Annotated in this window: 19 protein-coding genes; 7 read left to right on the forward strand and 12 right to left on the reverse strand. The window is 60.7% G+C overall.

Features of this window, described 5'->3' with window-relative positions; translation table 11 throughout:
• Positions 1-67 precede the first annotated feature (67 nt).
• The 9 genes from NYR55_RS03340 to NYR55_RS03380 all read right to left on the reverse strand — a co-directional run bounded on the left by NYR55_RS03340 (position 68) and on the right by NYR55_RS03380 (position 6,320).
• The gene (locus tag NYR55_RS03340; protein ID WP_260021540.1) at positions 68-1,498 is read right to left on the reverse strand and encodes an acyl-CoA thioester hydrolase/BAAT C-terminal domain-containing protein; all 1,431 of its coding nucleotides are present in this window, start codon (positions 1,496-1,498) and stop codon (positions 68-70) included.
• A 140-nt stretch (positions 1,499-1,638) separates the two neighbouring features.
• Complete coding sequence (locus tag NYR55_RS03345) at positions 1,639-2,463, reverse strand: LytTR family DNA-binding domain-containing protein (protein ID WP_260019820.1); 825 nt, start codon at positions 2,461-2,463, stop codon at positions 1,639-1,641.
• A 104-nt stretch (positions 2,464-2,567) separates the two neighbouring features.
• Positions 2,568-2,897, reverse strand: a complete 330-nt coding sequence (locus NYR55_RS03350; protein WP_260019821.1) for a hypothetical protein — start codon at positions 2,895-2,897, stop codon at positions 2,568-2,570.
• Between the two features lie 41 nt (positions 2,898-2,938).
• Positions 2,939-3,397: a DUF4199 domain-containing protein gene (locus tag NYR55_RS03355; protein ID WP_260019822.1), complete on the reverse strand. Its 459-nt coding sequence runs from the start codon at positions 3,395-3,397 to the stop codon at positions 2,939-2,941.
• Between the two features lie 4 nt (positions 3,398-3,401).
• A complete protein-coding gene (locus NYR55_RS03360) occupies positions 3,402-4,256 on the reverse strand; it encodes an AraC family transcriptional regulator (RefSeq protein WP_260019823.1) in 855 nt (284 codons plus the stop codon).
• Between the two features lie 235 nt (positions 4,257-4,491).
• The gene (locus NYR55_RS03365; protein ID WP_260019824.1) at positions 4,492-5,085 is read right to left on the reverse strand and encodes a hypothetical protein; all 594 of its coding nucleotides are present in this window, start codon (positions 5,083-5,085) and stop codon (positions 4,492-4,494) included.
• Positions 5,075-5,365 (reverse strand): metalloregulator ArsR/SmtB family transcription factor, encoded by a 291-nt coding sequence (locus NYR55_RS03370; protein WP_260019825.1) that lies wholly within the window; start codon positions 5,363-5,365, stop codon positions 5,075-5,077. Before NYR55_RS03370 ends, NYR55_RS03365 begins: the two co-directional genes overlap by 11 nt.
• A complete protein-coding gene (locus NYR55_RS03375) occupies positions 5,362-5,706 on the reverse strand; it encodes a VOC family protein (protein ID WP_260019826.1) in 345 nt (114 codons plus the stop codon). The genes NYR55_RS03370 and NYR55_RS03375 overlap by 4 nt, the downstream gene beginning before the upstream one ends.
• A 392-nt stretch (positions 5,707-6,098) precedes the next feature.
• Entirely contained in the window at positions 6,099-6,320 is a 222-nt protein-coding gene (locus tag NYR55_RS03380) for a hypothetical protein (RefSeq protein WP_260019827.1), read from the reverse strand.
• 20 nt (positions 6,321-6,340) lie between these two features.
• On the opposite strand from NYR55_RS03380, the gene NYR55_RS03385 reads away from it, so the two are divergent.
• The gene (locus tag NYR55_RS03385; protein ID WP_260019828.1) at positions 6,341-6,697 is read left to right on the forward strand and encodes a hypothetical protein; all 357 of its coding nucleotides are present in this window, start codon (positions 6,341-6,343) and stop codon (positions 6,695-6,697) included.
• On the opposite strand, the gene NYR55_RS03390 is transcribed toward NYR55_RS03385, so the two are convergent.
• The gene (locus NYR55_RS03390; RefSeq protein WP_260019829.1) at positions 6,694-7,695 is read right to left on the reverse strand and encodes a DUF4238 domain-containing protein; all 1,002 of its coding nucleotides are present in this window, start codon (positions 7,693-7,695) and stop codon (positions 6,694-6,696) included. The genes NYR55_RS03385 and NYR55_RS03390 overlap by 4 nt on opposite strands.
• Before the next feature lie 88 nt (positions 7,696-7,783).
• Here NYR55_RS03390 and NYR55_RS03395 point away from each other — a divergent pair, with 88 nt between their 5' ends.
• From NYR55_RS03395 to NYR55_RS03415, 5 genes are all read left to right on the forward strand, one after another.
• Entirely contained in the window at positions 7,784-8,479 is a 696-nt protein-coding gene (locus NYR55_RS03395) for a hypothetical protein (RefSeq protein ID WP_120251471.1), read from the forward strand.
• Between the two features lie 37 nt (positions 8,480-8,516).
• A complete protein-coding gene (locus NYR55_RS03400) occupies positions 8,517-9,026 on the forward strand; it encodes a hypothetical protein (protein ID WP_120251472.1) in 510 nt (169 codons plus the stop codon).
• A gap of 97 nt (positions 9,027-9,123) precedes the next feature.
• The gene (locus tag NYR55_RS03405; protein WP_260019830.1) at positions 9,124-9,579 is read left to right on the forward strand and encodes a hypothetical protein; all 456 of its coding nucleotides are present in this window, start codon (positions 9,124-9,126) and stop codon (positions 9,577-9,579) included.
• A complete protein-coding gene (locus NYR55_RS03410) occupies positions 9,576-10,439 on the forward strand; it encodes a hypothetical protein (RefSeq protein ID WP_120251474.1) in 864 nt (287 codons plus the stop codon). Before NYR55_RS03405 ends, NYR55_RS03410 begins: the two co-directional genes overlap by 4 nt.
• A 339-nt stretch (positions 10,440-10,778) precedes the next feature.
• Complete coding sequence (locus tag NYR55_RS03415) at positions 10,779-11,000, forward strand: hypothetical protein (protein ID WP_260019831.1); 222 nt, start codon at positions 10,779-10,781, stop codon at positions 10,998-11,000.
• Here the strand turns inward: NYR55_RS03415 and NYR55_RS03420 are convergent.
• A complete protein-coding gene (locus NYR55_RS03420; RefSeq protein WP_260019832.1) occupies positions 10,992-12,113 on the reverse strand; it encodes an HNH endonuclease in 1,122 nt (373 codons plus the stop codon). The two genes, NYR55_RS03415 and NYR55_RS03420, sit on opposite strands and share 9 nt — an antisense overlap.
• Before the next feature lie 61 nt (positions 12,114-12,174).
• Between NYR55_RS03420 and NYR55_RS03425 the strand changes: the two genes are divergently transcribed.
• The gene (locus NYR55_RS03425; protein WP_260019833.1) at positions 12,175-12,450 is read left to right on the forward strand and encodes a hypothetical protein; all 276 of its coding nucleotides are present in this window, start codon (positions 12,175-12,177) and stop codon (positions 12,448-12,450) included.
• Between the two features lie 456 nt (positions 12,451-12,906).
• On the opposite strand, the gene NYR55_RS03430 is transcribed toward NYR55_RS03425, so the two are convergent.
• On the reverse strand, positions 12,907-15,120 hold the full coding sequence (locus tag NYR55_RS03430; protein ID WP_260019834.1) for a hypothetical protein: 2,214 nt from the start codon (positions 15,118-15,120) through the stop codon (positions 12,907-12,909).
• Between the last annotated feature and the right edge of the window lie 196 nt (positions 15,121-15,316).

The following is a 15,316-nucleotide window of genomic DNA, read 5'->3' on the forward strand; positions in this document are numbered from 1 at the left end:
TGTTGTCTATGCAATACACCAATCGGCGGCCGTGGGCAAATCCATCTCACCCGGCCTAGGCTTCCGATCACCGGCGGGCAGGTGACAACACACGTTTCAGGAACGTGATCTTGCCTTCATGGGCGGCAAATTCGGCTTGCCCCTGCGCATCAATATCGGGGGCATAGGGGGAGCTGCTGTCCTCCTGCCAGGCGCGGTGCGGGTAGAGCCCGTCGCCGCACAGGAAATGCCCGCCCGTCGGACTGATCAGGCTCTCCACCCGATCGCCCTTTCCGGCCGCGTCCATCGCGTTGACCAGGCTGCGCGTCATCGCCCCGCTGGACCACGTCCGGTCACGCTCGCCGCCAATCAGATACAGACGGGCACGGGTGCGTTCGATCGGGATGCGCGCTGCCCGCGCCGCCTCAACGAACTCGGCCCGCGCCCGGTCATAGCGATCGGTATTGTCGAGGAAACCATCCCGCCGGTCTGCATAGGTCGGAATATAGGCGAGCGGCCTGCCTTGCCACGACCAGCTCGAATAGGTGCCGGCCGTCGGCAGATTGGTGGGCACTTCTCCGTTCCACGAGGTTGCGCCATAGCCTTCCCAGACGACGTCGCTGGGGACGCACCCGACCGCTGCTCGGACCCACGGGTAGGAGGCCGCGCCGACCATCGCGAACTCGCCGCCTTTGCTGTTCCCGACCAGCGCGATCCGCCCTGTGTCGGCCTCGGGGCGTTGGCGGAGCCACATCCGGGCGCGATCCAGCAATTCGACGGGAATGTTGCGATGTTCCCCCGGAACAGCGAGGCCGTTGGCTTCGTAGCTCCAGGCGAAGTAGGTGATCGCCAGTGTCGCAAAGCCCGCTTCGGCATAGCGTTGGGCGATGTCGCGCGCCTTGGCCGCGCTGCCTCCCTCGCTGCCATGCAGATGGATGATGACCGGTGCCCGCCGTGCTCCGACTGGCGCTGCGAAGTAGCCCGACAATTGCGGTGAGTTGATCTCGACGCGGGTCATGTCCGCTCGTTCGGCATTGATGCGAAAGCGGTGCTCGGCGATGATCGCGGTGGCGCGCGTGACCCGCAGCACATGGGTGTTGTCGTCACGAAGCGCTATGCCGCTCCGGGCAAAGCTTTGATCGTTCAGCAAGGGATCCGTGCTGCGCCGGGCCGACCAGAACAGCGTCACCGGCCCCACCGCCTTGCTGGTGCCATCCTCGGGGATTGCCGTAGACAGGTCGACCCGCCCGGCGGCATCGGCACGAAACCGCGCCCATCCATGCATCGGGGTGGGTTCGGGGCGCCAGCCGCCACTGCCGTCGGACAGCCACCGGTCGACAACGCGGAACAGGTGCACGCCAATCTGCTCATTCGGCTGAAGCCCGGCAATTGTCATGCGCGGCGTCTCGCCGAGGTAGTAGATGTCACGCGCATCGATACGGGCGGGTGCAAGAGCCTGCTCCGCGACTTGCGCTTGCAATGGCCATGCCGCGACGGTTGCCGCTGGCAGGCCAAGCATCAACGACATCATCACGGCTCTCAATCGCATTCTCGTCTCCATCACAGCGGCGACGGAGACCTTCGCTGAGATCGGCGACTATCGAGCAAAAATGCAATGAAATGACATATCCGGCCCACCAATCGACAGGCTGGCGGCGATCAAATCGCTCTTTCGCGCACCAATCTGGCGCCATCCCGGCTGGTGATGACCTGATCGCCGTTCCGAAGGGTCAATTGCAGCCTGCCATTGCCAGCCGGCTCGGCCCGGATGATGGCGTCGTTATGGACAAGGTGCGAACGATGCGCCCGCAAGAAGGGATAGGACGCGAGACGCTCCTCGCATTCGCGCATGCCGATACGCGACATGATCGTTTGGCCCGGCAGGACAAGGCGCGAATATTCGCCCGCAGCCTCGATCCGCACGATGTCGGCGGGATCAACGGGGATGATGCCGTCGGTCGTCTTCACCAGCCAGCGCTGCGGCCTTTGCGGCTCTGGCGATTGGTTGGCTTCCAGCGCCAGAAGCTGTCGTCGTGCGTCGAGCCACAGGCCGGACATGATGGCGAGGCATCCGTAGGCGCTACCCTGGAACATCTGCCACGGAAGCGCAGGACCGCTGAAGAAGCGAACCAGTATGCCATCGGTCCGCACGCCGCCTGTTGCCGCGAGCAGGAAAACCGTGCCGCAATAGGCGGTGAGTGCATAGGCCATCACAGCGAGCGCGGATGTCACCAAAGCGGCCAGAGGCGACTGGTCCGGCAAGCGCGGTGCCAACCGGTCGACCAGAGGGACAGCGAATGCCGTATGAGGCAAGGCGTTGCATAGCGACCACAAGGCAATGTCACGCGGGAGGATCAGGGTCTCGGTCAGTGCAAACACGATTGCGTAGAATGCCGATAGCACCGCGAAAATTCCGGCCCAGACGCGGTAGCCGTGCCAAATGGGCAATCGACTTTCCGGTCCTGGTCGCACGGTTTGAGCCATGCGCGCACCCTAGGCACGCAGGGGCCGAGGGTCATCAAAATTGTTCCCGATCATCGCCCTGCGCTGACGTGCCAGAACGGCGGCCTCTTCACGCGCAGGCGCATTCAGGTGCCGATCGCCGTTCGCAAGTCGGGCTCCATTTGCGCGGCCAGTTTGGTGAGCGCGCGGAGATCTTCGAACAGCGCCGGATCGGCTTTCTTGAAGTTGAAGCAGGTCTTGCCTTGCCGACGTTTCTCGAGGCTGGGTGGAACCGCATCGTTCAGCGCGGCAAGCACATAGAGCGGCATCACATGATACGCGACATAGGATTTCTTGATCGCGATCCAGCCGAACCAGGCGGGCTGCTTGGTGCGTGCCTCGATCCAGGGCGTCTTCAGCGTGAAATTGGTGGGCGTGTCGTCAGCGACGACCATGTCCGGCGCCGCTTCCAGCATGAGGCTGCGCAATGTCGCAAAAATCGCGGAAAATTCATCACTCATCCTGCCTCACCTCCCCGCGTTCTCATCACCAAGCCTGCGATTCCCGATAGCAGGATGCCGAAAAGGAAGGATCCCATCACCACGGCCAAAAGCTGCCCCGTTACATCGACATCTTGCTCTCTCGCCCGCATCAATTCGAGGAATTCGGGGTTGATCGTCGAATAGTAGAAATAGAAGAACACGATGCCGATGGCAGCGCTGATTGCGGAGACCGCAACGCCGCACTTCAACGCCTGCGGCATGGTCAACCTTCCGCCCTGCGCACGCTTTGTGGCGCGCAATGCCCACAGGATCGCGGCCGCCGGGAATATGATGCCTACAAAACCCGTCATAGCTCCGGTTTCGAGATGCGCGTTGTGCCAGCCCATCGCGTATTCGAACAGCGTCCAAAGCGCTGCGCCGGCTCCGGAAAAGATACCGGCAAAGGTGGTGAACGGATTGAAGCGCATATCCATCCCTTCAGTCTTTCGGGTAGTCAACCGGGACACAGCAAAGCAGGTCGAATTCGGTCCAGCCAATGTCCTCGGGCAATTTGAGGTAGACCTCCTCGGCAGGTTCATCCCTCAAATCGAGCCCGGAGGCGGGGAGCCAGCTCTTGAACAATGTCGACCAGGCCCGATCGACAACATCCAGCCCGCCCTTGGCATGGGCAACCGCCCAAAGACCGGCCTTGCGCTCGGTGAGAGAGAAATGGGTAGGTGGAAGAACTCCCTCTGGCAGCTCGATCAGAAAATCGTAACGGCACCGGGACAAGGGCGTCAGATCCGGATCATCGCGCGACGCGCCCGAGATCTTGCCGTCTGAGGCGCTGATGCCAGCTTTTTCCGCCCAGTTGCGGAGCCGATTATAGGCACCGATCAGACGTTCGGGGTGGAGATATCCGCCCCAGGCCCGCGACACCGCGAGCCTGGCTGCGGGACGCTCCATGGCCTCGACCTTGAACTCAGGGTCGAGCGGCGGAGCTGGCCGCAGAAAATAGGATGAAACCCTGTGGGCGTCGTCGCGATCGCCACGCTTGTTCCACCATGCGGCGAGGTCGAACGCCGACGGAGGCACGCCGAACACGCGCTTGAACGATCTCGTGAAGCTGATGGGCGATGCGAAGCCGCACGCAGCTGCGGCATATTTCCACGACTTGCCCTTATTTGCCAAAGCAATCGCGTGTTCCAGCTTGCGGCGCTCGACAAACTCGCGGACGGATTCACCAGTCAATGATCGAAAAACGCGGTGAAAGTGGAAAGGAGACAGGCAAGCAACAGATGAAAGTCTTTCGAGCGATATTTGGTCAGCAGGATTTTCGTCGACGTAAGACATGGCTCGCGCAATTCGCGCTTCATATCTTCGTCCGAAGACTCCCTTTTCGGTCATGCCCAAATCACCTGTTTCAGTCAGCCTTGTGATTGCAACTGACAGGGATTGCGTCAAACCATGAGACCAAACACATCTTGCTTATTGCGGCGACTAGCCAGCAATTCGGCCAAGTTTGGGCAAACGCCCCCGCAACCATGACCAGTTCTCGCAGGCGAACGACTGCGCTTTGCCAATGGCGTCACCCTTTTCGTCCGTAGCGGGTGGCGGTGAGCTCGGGAGACACCGCACAGCTCTTGCTGTCCACATAGCCACGCTGGCGCAAGAAGTTGCGGATCGCGGTGTCGCCATAGGCCGCGCTCCTTCCTTTCGGGTAGACGCACCACAACATGAGCTGCGGATTTTGCTCTGCCACAGCATAAGCGGACATCAGATCAGCTTCGCTGGCAAGGATCGCAAGCAGCACCCCGGCCTCTGCGGTTGTGGCACAGCGCGCCCCCACGAGCGCATCGGCCAGAGCCTTATCGTCGCTACTGCCCATCACAAAGGCGGGCCGGTCTTCGCCAATGCCAAGCTTGCTCGCAAGGCTTGGCGGCGGCTTGAGCAACGTGTCGCGCCATTTCGCCGCTTCATACGCCCCAAGCTCGAGCACGAGCGGTTCGCCGTCCGAGAGAAAGGTAAGATCATCGCCATCAACCGCCACGTTTGCGATGCCGCTGCGCGCCATGCGCGCCCGGATGGTGCCCCGCAGAATGATTTCCTGCGATTCCAGAAGCGCCTTCACTTCAGCGATTTCGCCGCGCCAATGCGCAACGGCAACCGTTTCACGTCCCATTCACGCTTCCTCTCCAGCGCCCGAGCGATGCGAGGACAGCCTCGATGCGCCTGGGATCGGCCTTGTAGCGCCAAAACCGCCCATCCTTCTCCAGCGTGACCAACCCCGTCTTTCGCAACACCTTGAGGTGTTCCGAAACCGTAGCAAGTGACAGGGTCGAGCGCTCAGCGAGATCGCCTGCCGCTACGGGCTCGTCCCAGCACAGGCGCAGGAACATGCGGCGCTCGCGGTGCGACAGCGCACGCAGCAATTCGTCCAGCTCTTCGTCAGGCAGCTTCAAGACTGGATGACTGTGATCTGGTTTCCGGCCGGGTCAGCGAGCATCGCCTTCCTCACCCAGCCATTGTCCACCACTGGCATCGTCACTGAACCCCCATGCTTCACAGCCTGGCCGAGGGCAGCCTCGATATCGGCAACCACAATGCCGATCGTAACCTTGGCCTCTTCTGCTTCGGTGAGGGCGCCGTTGGCCGTGCCTGCTGGGGTTCCTGCCAGCGCGTAACCGGGCCCTTTCTGCATGATCTGCCAACCGAAAACGCCCTGGTAGAAGTCCTGCAAAGCGCCAATGTCCGGGCCGCAGATGTCAAAATGGCCGATTCCGTTAGGTGTATGGTGAGTCATCACAGTGCCTCCTTCGATGCACGCTTATATTTCGTTATATCCCGAAATGTTAACCCGTGTTTCAGTCGACAGCAAGGACGCTCAATTGGCGATCTTTCACGTCTGGAAAGGCGAGGGTCAGGCCCCATGGCGGAGAGGGCAAGCCGCATTCTCAAGCGGGTATCAAGGCCGCCGTGCACGCGGTTAGACAAAACGACGGCTCCGGGGTCGATTGCTGAATGGCGGGAATTTTCCAGGAACGAGGTAAAGCCGCCGCGAGGTCGGGCCGGAGCTGCGGCCGCTTCCGACTCAGATTACGACGTTCACGTTTGCCGGCGCGAACGTCCAAGTCTGCCACTACCAGCCGTTAGCAAACCATGGACGACGCAGAAACATCGGATTCAGAGCAGGGCTTAGCTTCGCTCGCCGAAGGTCGCTTCTGAAGTCTCGAACATGAGATCGATAATCTCATGTTGCAGGATCGCGTCGGCGAAATTGGCAGCGTTGGACGTGCCGATCGCACGGTCTTGAACATAGGCGCGATAGAGGTAGGCCACGTCCTGCTGGCTCACGTCCACCCCCACGTCGGTGAGCGGTCGATACTCCTCAGGCATCTCCGATGCGACCGTCGCCAACAGCGTCCTGTTCGTAAACGATGGAGGATGAGACCGGCAGCGCCAATGACATTCTTTGGCACGATCGCTTCAAAATTTTCCGTAGCCAGATCATGTCTGCGTCGATGATCGCGATGCGGGGGTGCCTCCAGAAGAAGGGCGAGGTGATCCACGTCATCTGCGATAGGATCGTCGATCACGATCCGATGCTAAGGTCGATCAACCGAACAGACTTCAACGTCACACCCGGCCGAGGCGATGGCGCGAAAAATGGCAGTGGCTCCGAGCTGCGCTATCCGGCTTGGCCGCCGCGCGGGCGCACGCTAGCAGCGCCGCCCTTCCAAACCACGGCCGAGCAGGAGGACCTGCTACCCATCCGCAACCACGATTTTCATTAGAGGGTCATGGGGCCATCGATCGGCTCACCATCGGGCGGCCGCTTGCAGATCCGCTCAAGCCACAGCTCGCTCTGCGAAAAAGGGCGGATGGTGCGGTCGACATCCACGATCGGGAAATCGTCGGCGGAATAGAGTTGCCGCATCGCCGACCCCAATGTCGCTATGTTCACGGCTGCGACGACCTCGGGCGTAGCCTGCACCACACCCCCGCCATGTTCAAACCGCCCATCGATCGCAAGATGCCGGCTTATGGGAAAGATCAACGACGTCCCAGCCAGACCCAGGCCCGGACCGTAGAATCCATGATCGATTCCACCTTCCAACCACCGCAGCGTGCATGGTCGGTCCGATGTCGCAAACTCGCCGCTTGCCGCATTCGACACGAACAAAGTCCATTTGCGCTGATCGAGATAGGGCAGAATCTCGGGCCACATCCGAAATTCCTGTTCGATCAGCACGTCCTTATTGGTCCGCGGTACGATCCGCTCCTCGACGACCGCGGCGCGCATCTCCTCATAGGAAACAGGGTCGTCAATGATGCCGTCAGCCTTGGCGCGTTCGGTCACGCTTGCCCACCGCTCAGGCGTCTCGACCATGTTGAGCATCATTTTCTTCGCGACGTCGGACATCATCCGATCCCGCTGATCGCGAAACTGGGGGTGCGCCAGAAACAGTCGCGCGAGTAGCGCAAGGACCGAACCGAAATGGTTAGCGTCGGCAAGAGACTGCGCCTCGATCACCTTGCGGAACCCCACATCGAGTTCCCCTTCGATCACGCCGAGCTGGCTCTCGACGACATTGGGATCAACGTGCTCGGCCTCTACCCGGTTGAAGTCACGACGCGCTGCGACATTGCGTGGTTTGGTCTGGAAGCGCCGCCGCTCCTTCATGTCGCAGACGAACAGCTTGCCGTCCTTCGACCGAGGCTTGGCGAAGTTCTTCAGGTAGAACTGCGGAACGAAATGATGATTGCGGGCACCCCCGCCATTGACTGACATTCCGCACCTATAACAATATTCTCGAGGCGTCGCACGCTTCGCGCATGCGTATGTATATCAGTTTCTTGCTCTTTGTTCGGATTGATTCATGCCCTTCGATATCGCCACTATCGCTCAAACCCTTCTCGCCAACACTGCTGTCTTGGGCGTCGCGGCCTGGATCGGCAAAGGATGGGCCGAGCGCCGCCTAGAAGCCATGAAGGCGGTCCATGCCGCTCAACTCGAATCGGTGAAGGGCGAGCAGGCACGCGCACTCGAAGCCGTCAAATCAGATCTTTCCAACCTCGGTCGGGACTTCCAGGCCAGCGTCGACAAGAAGATGATGGTCTTCAAGACCCATTTCGAGATCGAGTTTCAGGCCTATCGGGACATCTGGGCGCTGTGCGACCAATCGCACGACTATGCCGCTCAGACTCTCATCTACTATGACCGGGCTCCCATCGACACAGCGGCAGCCGAAGAGGAGCGAGTCGATTCAATTCGTCGCTATGACGAATGCCGCATGGCCCTTGAGGCGGGGCGCCGCCATCGGCCTTTCATCGAAAAGGGCATCGCCGATAACGTCGTCGAATTGCTGCGGATCGCGACCCAGGTCACCAACAGCTACAAGGATGTCTATCGCATCTCGACATTCGAGAAGACCGACGGTTCATTCGACCGACGGGATTTCGTTCGTGAGGCACGCGGCCAACTAGCCGAGATCACCAGCCTCTCCACCACGATCGCCGATCAAATCTCGACGCGGATCGGTCGGATGTATGTAGCCGACTTCGGTGCGGAATGAGGCGATCACAGGCTGGCAGACGCAGAAGAGAAACTTAATGCCATCGACCGCTACAGAAGAATGGCTCGAGCGCCGGGCACCGGGTTACGGCATCCTGCCCGCTCCAGATCGTCAGGCGATTTACGATTTCTCCCTCTTGTGGAGCCTGTTCGAAGCCAAGATCATGGCCGGCAAAGCACGAGTGGATCGCCTTACCGCACAGGTCGACAGCTGGGCGGAGCAGGATACGCTGAACGCTGACCAATATGGCGAGGAACTTGCCTATTTTCGGGCGCGCTACTTTGATGACGGCGAACCAACCGGCTTTTTTCATGGCCTCAAGCTGCGCGACAACGACAATCCGGACATTGTTACGGCCGTACTGTCCCGGGCGGACGATACCCCGCGTAATCAGTTGCTGGCGCTGGTGATGATCGTCTGGCGATACCGCAATAATCTGTTCCACGGCGCAAAATGGACGATCGAGCTGCGAGACCAGCATGACAATTTTACGCACGCGGCGTCCGTGCTGATGCGCCTGCTGGAAGATCACGCCGATCTGCACTGACGGCTTTCCGTATAGACGTATTTCCGGTTCTCATTCGTGGCCAGGTTTACCCATGTCCCCTTCCTCGCTTCTAGGTGCCGCCGGCGAACATTATGTAATGTCCCAACTCCTGCGGCGTGGCCTCATCGCCGCGCTCGCGCCCGTTGGAGTTCCGACGGCGGACATAGTCATCACCGATGACGCCGGCGAACGGGCCTGCGCCCTTCAGGTCAAAACCCGCCGGGAACTAGGCAGCGACGGGGGGTGGCACATGAAGGCGAAGCACGAGAATATTCGTGGTACGAGCCTATTCTACGTTTTTCTGTCCTTCCCGACGGACCAGAGCCGTCTGCCGGACGCGTTTGTCGTTCCCAGCATAGTCGTCGCTGACACCCTATACCGCGCTCACCGGGCATGGCTGGCCCGTCCGGGCCGTGGCGGCAAGCCGCACAAGGATGGCGAAATGCGACGCTTTCTTCCAGACTACACCCGCGAGAATCTGGGCGATGAATTCGGCCCTGGCTGGCTGGAGCACTATCGCGACGCCTGGCAACTGCTGGCGCCAGAAACATGAGTCAGCCAGCGTCCCGGCACACAGACATCGAGCGCGAAGCAATCATCCTCAATGCGGTCCGGGCCATGATCGACGACATGGTCAATCATGTGATCTTCGTCCCGCTTGGTGACAGGACGCGCGACACCAATCTGATGCCCCTCACGTCAGAAACGCTCAGGCAATTCAGCACGCTGTTGCGGGACTTCCTGTCGCCCGTAACCGCGAAGTCTGGAAAGCCGTTGCCGTTCGGCTTGCCCAAGCCACCGAACGGCGATCGCGCGACCGATCATACGACGCTGTTTTATCTGCGCCGCATTGCCGACGCCCCTTTGATCGGGTCGGATATCGACCGCCTTCGCGACATCGTTGCGCAATTTACCGATTGGCTGGAGGCGTATGCGTTCGTGCCGAATGTATGGCTTTCGAACATCGGCGTGGAACTCGATCTCACGATCAAGCGGATCGACTTCATCCGGATGAGCGGCGACATCGGAAAACATAATTTTCTAAGGCTGGCCGGACAAGCGCGCCGGCTCCAGACCATACTCGCAGACAATGGCGTCAGTGTCGACGAAGGGCAGGCATATCTCGCAATTCCTGATGCGTGGGACTGGTTCCACACGCATCTCTTTGCCTTTCACGCGAGCAACATTGCCGAATTTCTCAACAACATCCGATACGCGATCCGAGATTATGTCGGTCCCATAGCCCGGTCGACGTTCGTTCGGATGGATGAGTTTCGATACACGTTCGAGCGCCCCGACCAGCTGATCGATGACTTCTCATGGGCACAGTATTTCGAGCTGATGCAATGGTCTCTTTCTCAGCCGAATTACCCGTTCTTCACCGTTTCCATGAGCTTCAAGGATCAGTTCTGATCGTTGAAGCAGAGGGGGAAGGTCTTCCCCTGACGGCGAGCCCGATGGTCTCGCCGTACCCCTTCTGCAGAGGCTCCGCCCCCGCAACGCCCCCATCGGATGTCGTCGCCTTCGCGACGGCGTTGTTGGTATGGCCTCTCCCGTAAAGCGGGGTTTGGCCGTCGATCCCTGCTAGGCCCGCCACGGCGCGCTGCAAGCCTTGGCTTCGCCCGGCTGCTCCACTGCGTTTCGCCCGTCTCGGTGCCGCGCCCTGCTCGAAGCGGGCCTTTTCGGTCCCTCGCCGCCCACCCCCCGCTTCCGGGGGAGGCTATGTGGTTTTGGGCGTGATGGAGGATAGCGATGCGCTCGAACACCAATCGTCGTGCCCATGGAGAAGGGGCGGACGCGGAAGCGAGTGACGCGGAAGCGAGCTTCGATCAGGAGCGGCGCGCCGTGCTTGACCTGCTCGGCTTCTCGGCAGAGGAACCCAGCGTGACCGGCGGCAATGGCGATGATTATTTCCTCCGCCTGCTCGCCATGGGCGCGGCGCGGCGTATGAGAGACACGAGCAGGTCAGGCTGACACCCGGCCTGGGCCGTTATAGTCAATCGACGTCGTGTGGACGAACGCGCGGCTATCCGGGGACCGACCAAGATGAACTCTGTAAACAAAGCTGCCCCCATACAGCTTGAGAAAGCCGCCAACCCGCTCGCCGTCAGACGCGAGCGCAAGACCGTGGCGTTCGACGGAAAGCCCGTCGAAACTGCCGATCCCGATTGGGCCGGGGACGAAGCCGACAAACGGTCCGTTTTGATGGGGGTCGGGGCCGCCGATGCAATAGTCCAGAAGCGGCCGAAACGCGGCATCGCGCGCATACGACAGCCCAACCTTATCGATCATGTAATTGACGAGCGTCTTGGCGACGGCTCGCTCAACCTTATTCTTCTCGTACAGCTCACGGCACGCGATCCGGTATTCACCGGCCCCATAAACTCGGCCTGAACTGCCGATTTCGCCCGCCGCGAAGATTCGACCGAGCAGTACGGGTATGTCCCGGAATCGGCGCGTCCGGAATCTTATCCGCCCGAACGGATCGAGTGACATGCGCGAATCTCGCGACCGATGGAAACCATCGCCGAATGTGTCCCACCATGCGGCGGCGGGCTTGGATCGACGATCTACTCCAACAATCGCTGGCTCGCCGTGCAAGGTGAGTCGCGCTACCTTGTAGACCGCCGCGCCAGCGATCTGGACCTTCTGGATCGTGACCTCGGGGTTTCTGATAAACTCGTTCCATGCTGCCTCGAAGCGTGCCACATCGTCGTTGCTGCTGACGACCGGAAACACATCGGTGTCCGTAGCGATGACCTGATAGCGGAGACGTGGCGCGACGCCGGGCAGAATATCGACCTCATAGGCCACGGGATCGTCAGCAGCCTCAAGGAACATCATTTCCGAAGGGTGGAACTGATAGGCTTGACCTCTGCGGGTACGGCCTGCCGGGCCGAAAGCGATCCGCATTATCGCAATGCCCGGTGCCCCCGTCCATGCCCGTTCAAACCGCGAGAACAGGGCGTTGCACACAGAACAGACGGTGTCGATGAGCATCCAGTCCTCGCCGCCTCCTGCCAGAGCGCGGCTCAACACATGCTCGTCGGAGAACTGACGCGACTTCTGGCAGTAGATACATTCCATAAGGCGTAGGGCTACTTGGCGTGATGCTCCACGCCAAGCATTTGATGTTGCTCATCTGGGCATGCTTCGACTCAAGGTGCGCCAGCGCTGTGGCGCGTCGCAGATCTGCATTCGCTCGTTTGCGGTAATACGCTTTTACGGAATGCCGAACGCGATTTCCGCCCCGGCGCTCCTATGCTATAGCCGCTCTGTCGAAGTGCGTTTCGTCGGACTTTTGTGCACCCTCGCTAATCTCGGCGTGGTTGCTGTGCTCGAGCAGCATCGGGTCGATAAACAACGCGGTATCAACATTAAGCGCGGCGTCGAGCTGCGCGGGGTCAATACCGAAATGCTGTGAGAACCGAACTGCCGATGTGATCTTGCTCAGACTCGCGCCTCTCGCGATGGTGTCTCCCACGGACATTTCACCACCACTATAGTCGCATAGACGGACTCGCGCGATTGCAGGCTAAGCGCGCAAGTTGTTTGGGGTCGAACACATGCCGATGATGAATAGCCAGGATGCGCTGTCATTCTGCGATTCCGATCAGGCAACCGCTGAATGTCGGCTCCTGACAAGAACTGCCGTTCGACCTATCACGCCGGAACGGCAGGATTGTCCCATTAGCGGCCGCTCAAGGCGCTTCACCCCGTTGTCGGCTTTCGGGAGGTTAGCAGTGACGCGCGAATGACCGACATTGGGGCGCTTAGCTGCCAACCCAGCTGAATCCCGATGTGATGACCGCTTGCGACATCGTGCTATTCGTTAGACCCCTTTTCTACCTGGCGCTTGTGGGCGGGCAGGTGAAAGTAGTCAGTTCGATTTGAAAGCGCTTGCACCAGCGAGCGCAATCAGGTGATCGAAAAACGCCCGCTCCCAGTCATCCATTGCAGCGCCAAGCCCGCTGTGCAGCTGTGCGAAATTCGTCCATTCGAGACGGCCGTCCGCTACAAAAGGCGCCAACTGCATTTGGATGAATTCGGCCCCCGCTTGGGCCGGACGCTGCTTGAGCGCCTGGCCAAGGCCGATCCGGCGCCAGATCGTCAGGGGCGAATCGAAGGTGTTGTAATAGTTGAAGGCATGCGCCCATGCCACAAAGGCGATGACTTCATCCGTCCAGCCATGCGCCGCAACCACCGCAGCGATGGTCTCGCCGGCGAAGAAGTATTCATGTCCCCCGTCAATGCCTTCGCCATAGGCGATCAGAAGGGGCAGCGACTCTTCGTCCATCTGGCCCAGCCGGAGCACTGCCTGCGCCAGCAGGCTGCCATGCTCTCCGTTCTGCTGATAGGTCGTATCAAGGGTCCGGCCCTTCAGTCCCGCATATCTGGCGATCAGTTCGCGGAGCGGCGCGATTGCCCAATCGCGGTCTTCCGGCCTGAGCTCGGAAAAGAAGGCATGCTCGGGAACGAGCTTGCGACCGACCTTGAAACGGACATTGATGGACGAGTCGACCGCGCGCTCGAAAAACGCGCTATCCAGGAGATCGCGATAGGCGTTGATCGCCTCGATCCGTCCGGCGGGGTCGAGGGTCTTGACCGGAATGGTGATCGTGCTGCGGGTCTTGCGATATTCGTCAACCGCCTGGCGATCCTGCGCTTCGTTGAACCAGTGCGCCGGGATGGACTGAGGCCCTTCCCACCCATCAATATATCTTGAGATACGCACGGGCTCATAACGCCGCTCGGCGGGGGCGCCATCGACGGTCAGGCAACCGCCCTCGGCCAATGGTCCGGTCACCTGCCCTGGCAGTTGGACAGCGCGGAGCTTGCGTCCAGCCATAACTTCCAGCTTGCCCGGCAAATTGGCGTATGGTCTTACCATCTGTCGCAGCCCGGCGCGCTCGAACCAGAGTTGCGGCGAAACCGTGCCATCCATGCCGACGCAGATCAGGTGCCCCAAACGATCGAACCAGATCGCCTCATCGCCGTCCCAACCCACGACATTGCGCAAGGTTTCCCGAAACAGCGCATCGAGATTCTTGGTGACCGCTTGCCACAGAGCATCGTCCTGCGCTGCCTCGCCAAACGCCTCACGGCCGGGACAGGGCGCCTGAGGATCGGCATCCGGCCGGTGAAGGCCTTGGCTGGCTGCGGTATAGACCCGGTCTCGCCCGGGCGCAGAAGCGGCGAGGATTGTACGATAGGCCTGGTCCGGGTCAGCCGAGGGTCCAGACATGCCCTTCCTGCCGAATAAGCGGGCCATCGGCGTGGGGGGCGGCGCGACGGGTCGGGGGGGGGCGGCCGCGAGCGGATCGGCAGCCGATTGCTGCTTCACCGCCATCAACGCCTCGACGCCCAGGAGGTGCGTCTCATCGGGCAGTTCCTCGGCCTTCAGCCAGGCGACAACCACGCGCCGCTCGAACTTCAGGGGGAACGCCGACCAGATCTGAACGGTGAGACCATAATATCGGCGCGGCGGGGCGCCCGGTGTCGCGCTATGGTCGATGGCCGGAAAATGGGTGTGATCCAATCTCAGCCAGTATCGCCCGCCGGGACTCGCCTGAAAAAAGTCAAAGGACCAATAGGCATCGGGTGATCTGGGACAGGCCACTCGGCTGGTCCGAACCTCGGACAAGGCGGGATCGGCCAAGGTCAATTCGTTGTATATCCCGTCATCAATCCGGCGAAACCCCTCAAGGATCAGCGCGCCGTCCGGGTTGACCCTGCCCAGAGCGAAGCGACGGCAGGAAAGGTTTGGAATGCGCGCCGTGATGCTCGCACTGGGCAGGTCGAAAACAGCGGCATCACCCTGCGTGGCATCATGAGGCACGACCCAGAGGCAACGCTCGCCAGCGAACACCTGAAGCTTGTCCGATTGACCCAGGTCGATCTTGTGGCTGGCATAGAAGGTTCGCGTCGCCGGATCGCCGAAGCGGATGGTGCCGTCGTCCAGCAATTGCCAGAAGCGCGATCGGTCGGGACCGAACAGGTCGGCGCGAGCGCCAGCGTTGATGATCCACCCCTCTGCGCGCCCATCTGCACGAACGACGCTCAGGTCACTGAAACGGTTGATCTGGCCCGGCATCGCGCCTCTCGCTGTGGTTCTGACGGATGCTGGAATAAGCCTAAACTGTTAAAATTCAGCAGTTTTCTTCCGAGGAGGGTTCATCGGCGCCGCAGCGAGCGAATGGCCGGTTTTGGGCCTCGGTCTACTCTTCTGGAACGACCACATTTGGGGCGCTTAGCCGCCGCAGTGTCCCTCCCCGAAATTTCAGAAAGCA

Source organism: Sphingomonas sp. BGYR3 (genome assembly GCF_025153455.1).
In the GTDB taxonomy this organism is placed as follows: domain Bacteria; phylum Pseudomonadota; class Alphaproteobacteria; order Sphingomonadales; family Sphingomonadaceae; genus Sphingomonas.

Bases quoted from the DNA above. Each gene is read 5' to 3' on its own strand.
- NYR55_RS03340 (WP_260021540.1), bottom strand. From the start codon at position 1,498: ATGCTTGGCCTGCCAGCGGCAACCGTCGCGGCATGGCCATTGCAAGCG.
- NYR55_RS03345 (WP_260019820.1), bottom strand. From the start codon at position 2,463: ATGGCTCAAACCGTGCGACCAGGACCGGAAAGTCGATTGCCCATTTGG.
- NYR55_RS03350 (WP_260019821.1), bottom strand. From the start codon at position 2,897: ATGCTGGAAGCGGCGCCGGACATGGTCGTCGCTGACGACACGCCCACC.
- NYR55_RS03355 (WP_260019822.1), bottom strand. From the start codon at position 3,397: ATGGATATGCGCTTCAATCCGTTCACCACCTTTGCCGGTATCTTTTCC.
- NYR55_RS03360 (WP_260019823.1), bottom strand. From the start codon at position 4,256: ATGTCTTACGTCGACGAAAATCCTGCTGACCAAATATCGCTCGAAAGA.
- NYR55_RS03365 (WP_260019824.1), bottom strand. From the start codon at position 5,085: ATGGGACGTGAAACGGTTGCCGTTGCGCATTGGCGCGGCGAAATCGCT.
- NYR55_RS03375 (WP_260019826.1), bottom strand. From the start codon at position 5,706: ATGACTCACCATACACCTAACGGAATCGGCCATTTTGACATCTGCGGC.
- NYR55_RS03385 (WP_260019828.1), top strand. From the start codon at position 6,341: ATGGAGGATGAGACCGGCAGCGCCAATGACATTCTTTGGCACGATCGC.
- NYR55_RS03390 (WP_260019829.1), bottom strand. From the start codon at position 7,695: ATGTCAGTCAATGGCGGGGGTGCCCGCAATCATCATTTCGTTCCGCAG.
- NYR55_RS03395 (WP_120251471.1), top strand. From the start codon at position 7,784: ATGCCCTTCGATATCGCCACTATCGCTCAAACCCTTCTCGCCAACACT.
- NYR55_RS03400 (WP_120251472.1), top strand. From the start codon at position 8,517: ATGCCATCGACCGCTACAGAAGAATGGCTCGAGCGCCGGGCACCGGGT.
- NYR55_RS03405 (WP_260019830.1), top strand. From the start codon at position 9,124: ATGTCCCAACTCCTGCGGCGTGGCCTCATCGCCGCGCTCGCGCCCGTT.
- NYR55_RS03410 (WP_120251474.1), top strand. From the start codon at position 9,576: ATGAGTCAGCCAGCGTCCCGGCACACAGACATCGAGCGCGAAGCAATC.
- NYR55_RS03415 (WP_260019831.1), top strand. From the start codon at position 10,779: ATGCGCTCGAACACCAATCGTCGTGCCCATGGAGAAGGGGCGGACGCG.
- NYR55_RS03420 (WP_260019832.1), bottom strand. From the start codon at position 12,113: ATGGAATGTATCTACTGCCAGAAGTCGCGTCAGTTCTCCGACGAGCAT.
- NYR55_RS03425 (WP_260019833.1), top strand. From the start codon at position 12,175: ATGCTTCGACTCAAGGTGCGCCAGCGCTGTGGCGCGTCGCAGATCTGC.
- NYR55_RS03430 (WP_260019834.1), bottom strand. From the start codon at position 15,120: ATGCCGGGCCAGATCAACCGTTTCAGTGACCTGAGCGTCGTTCGTGCA.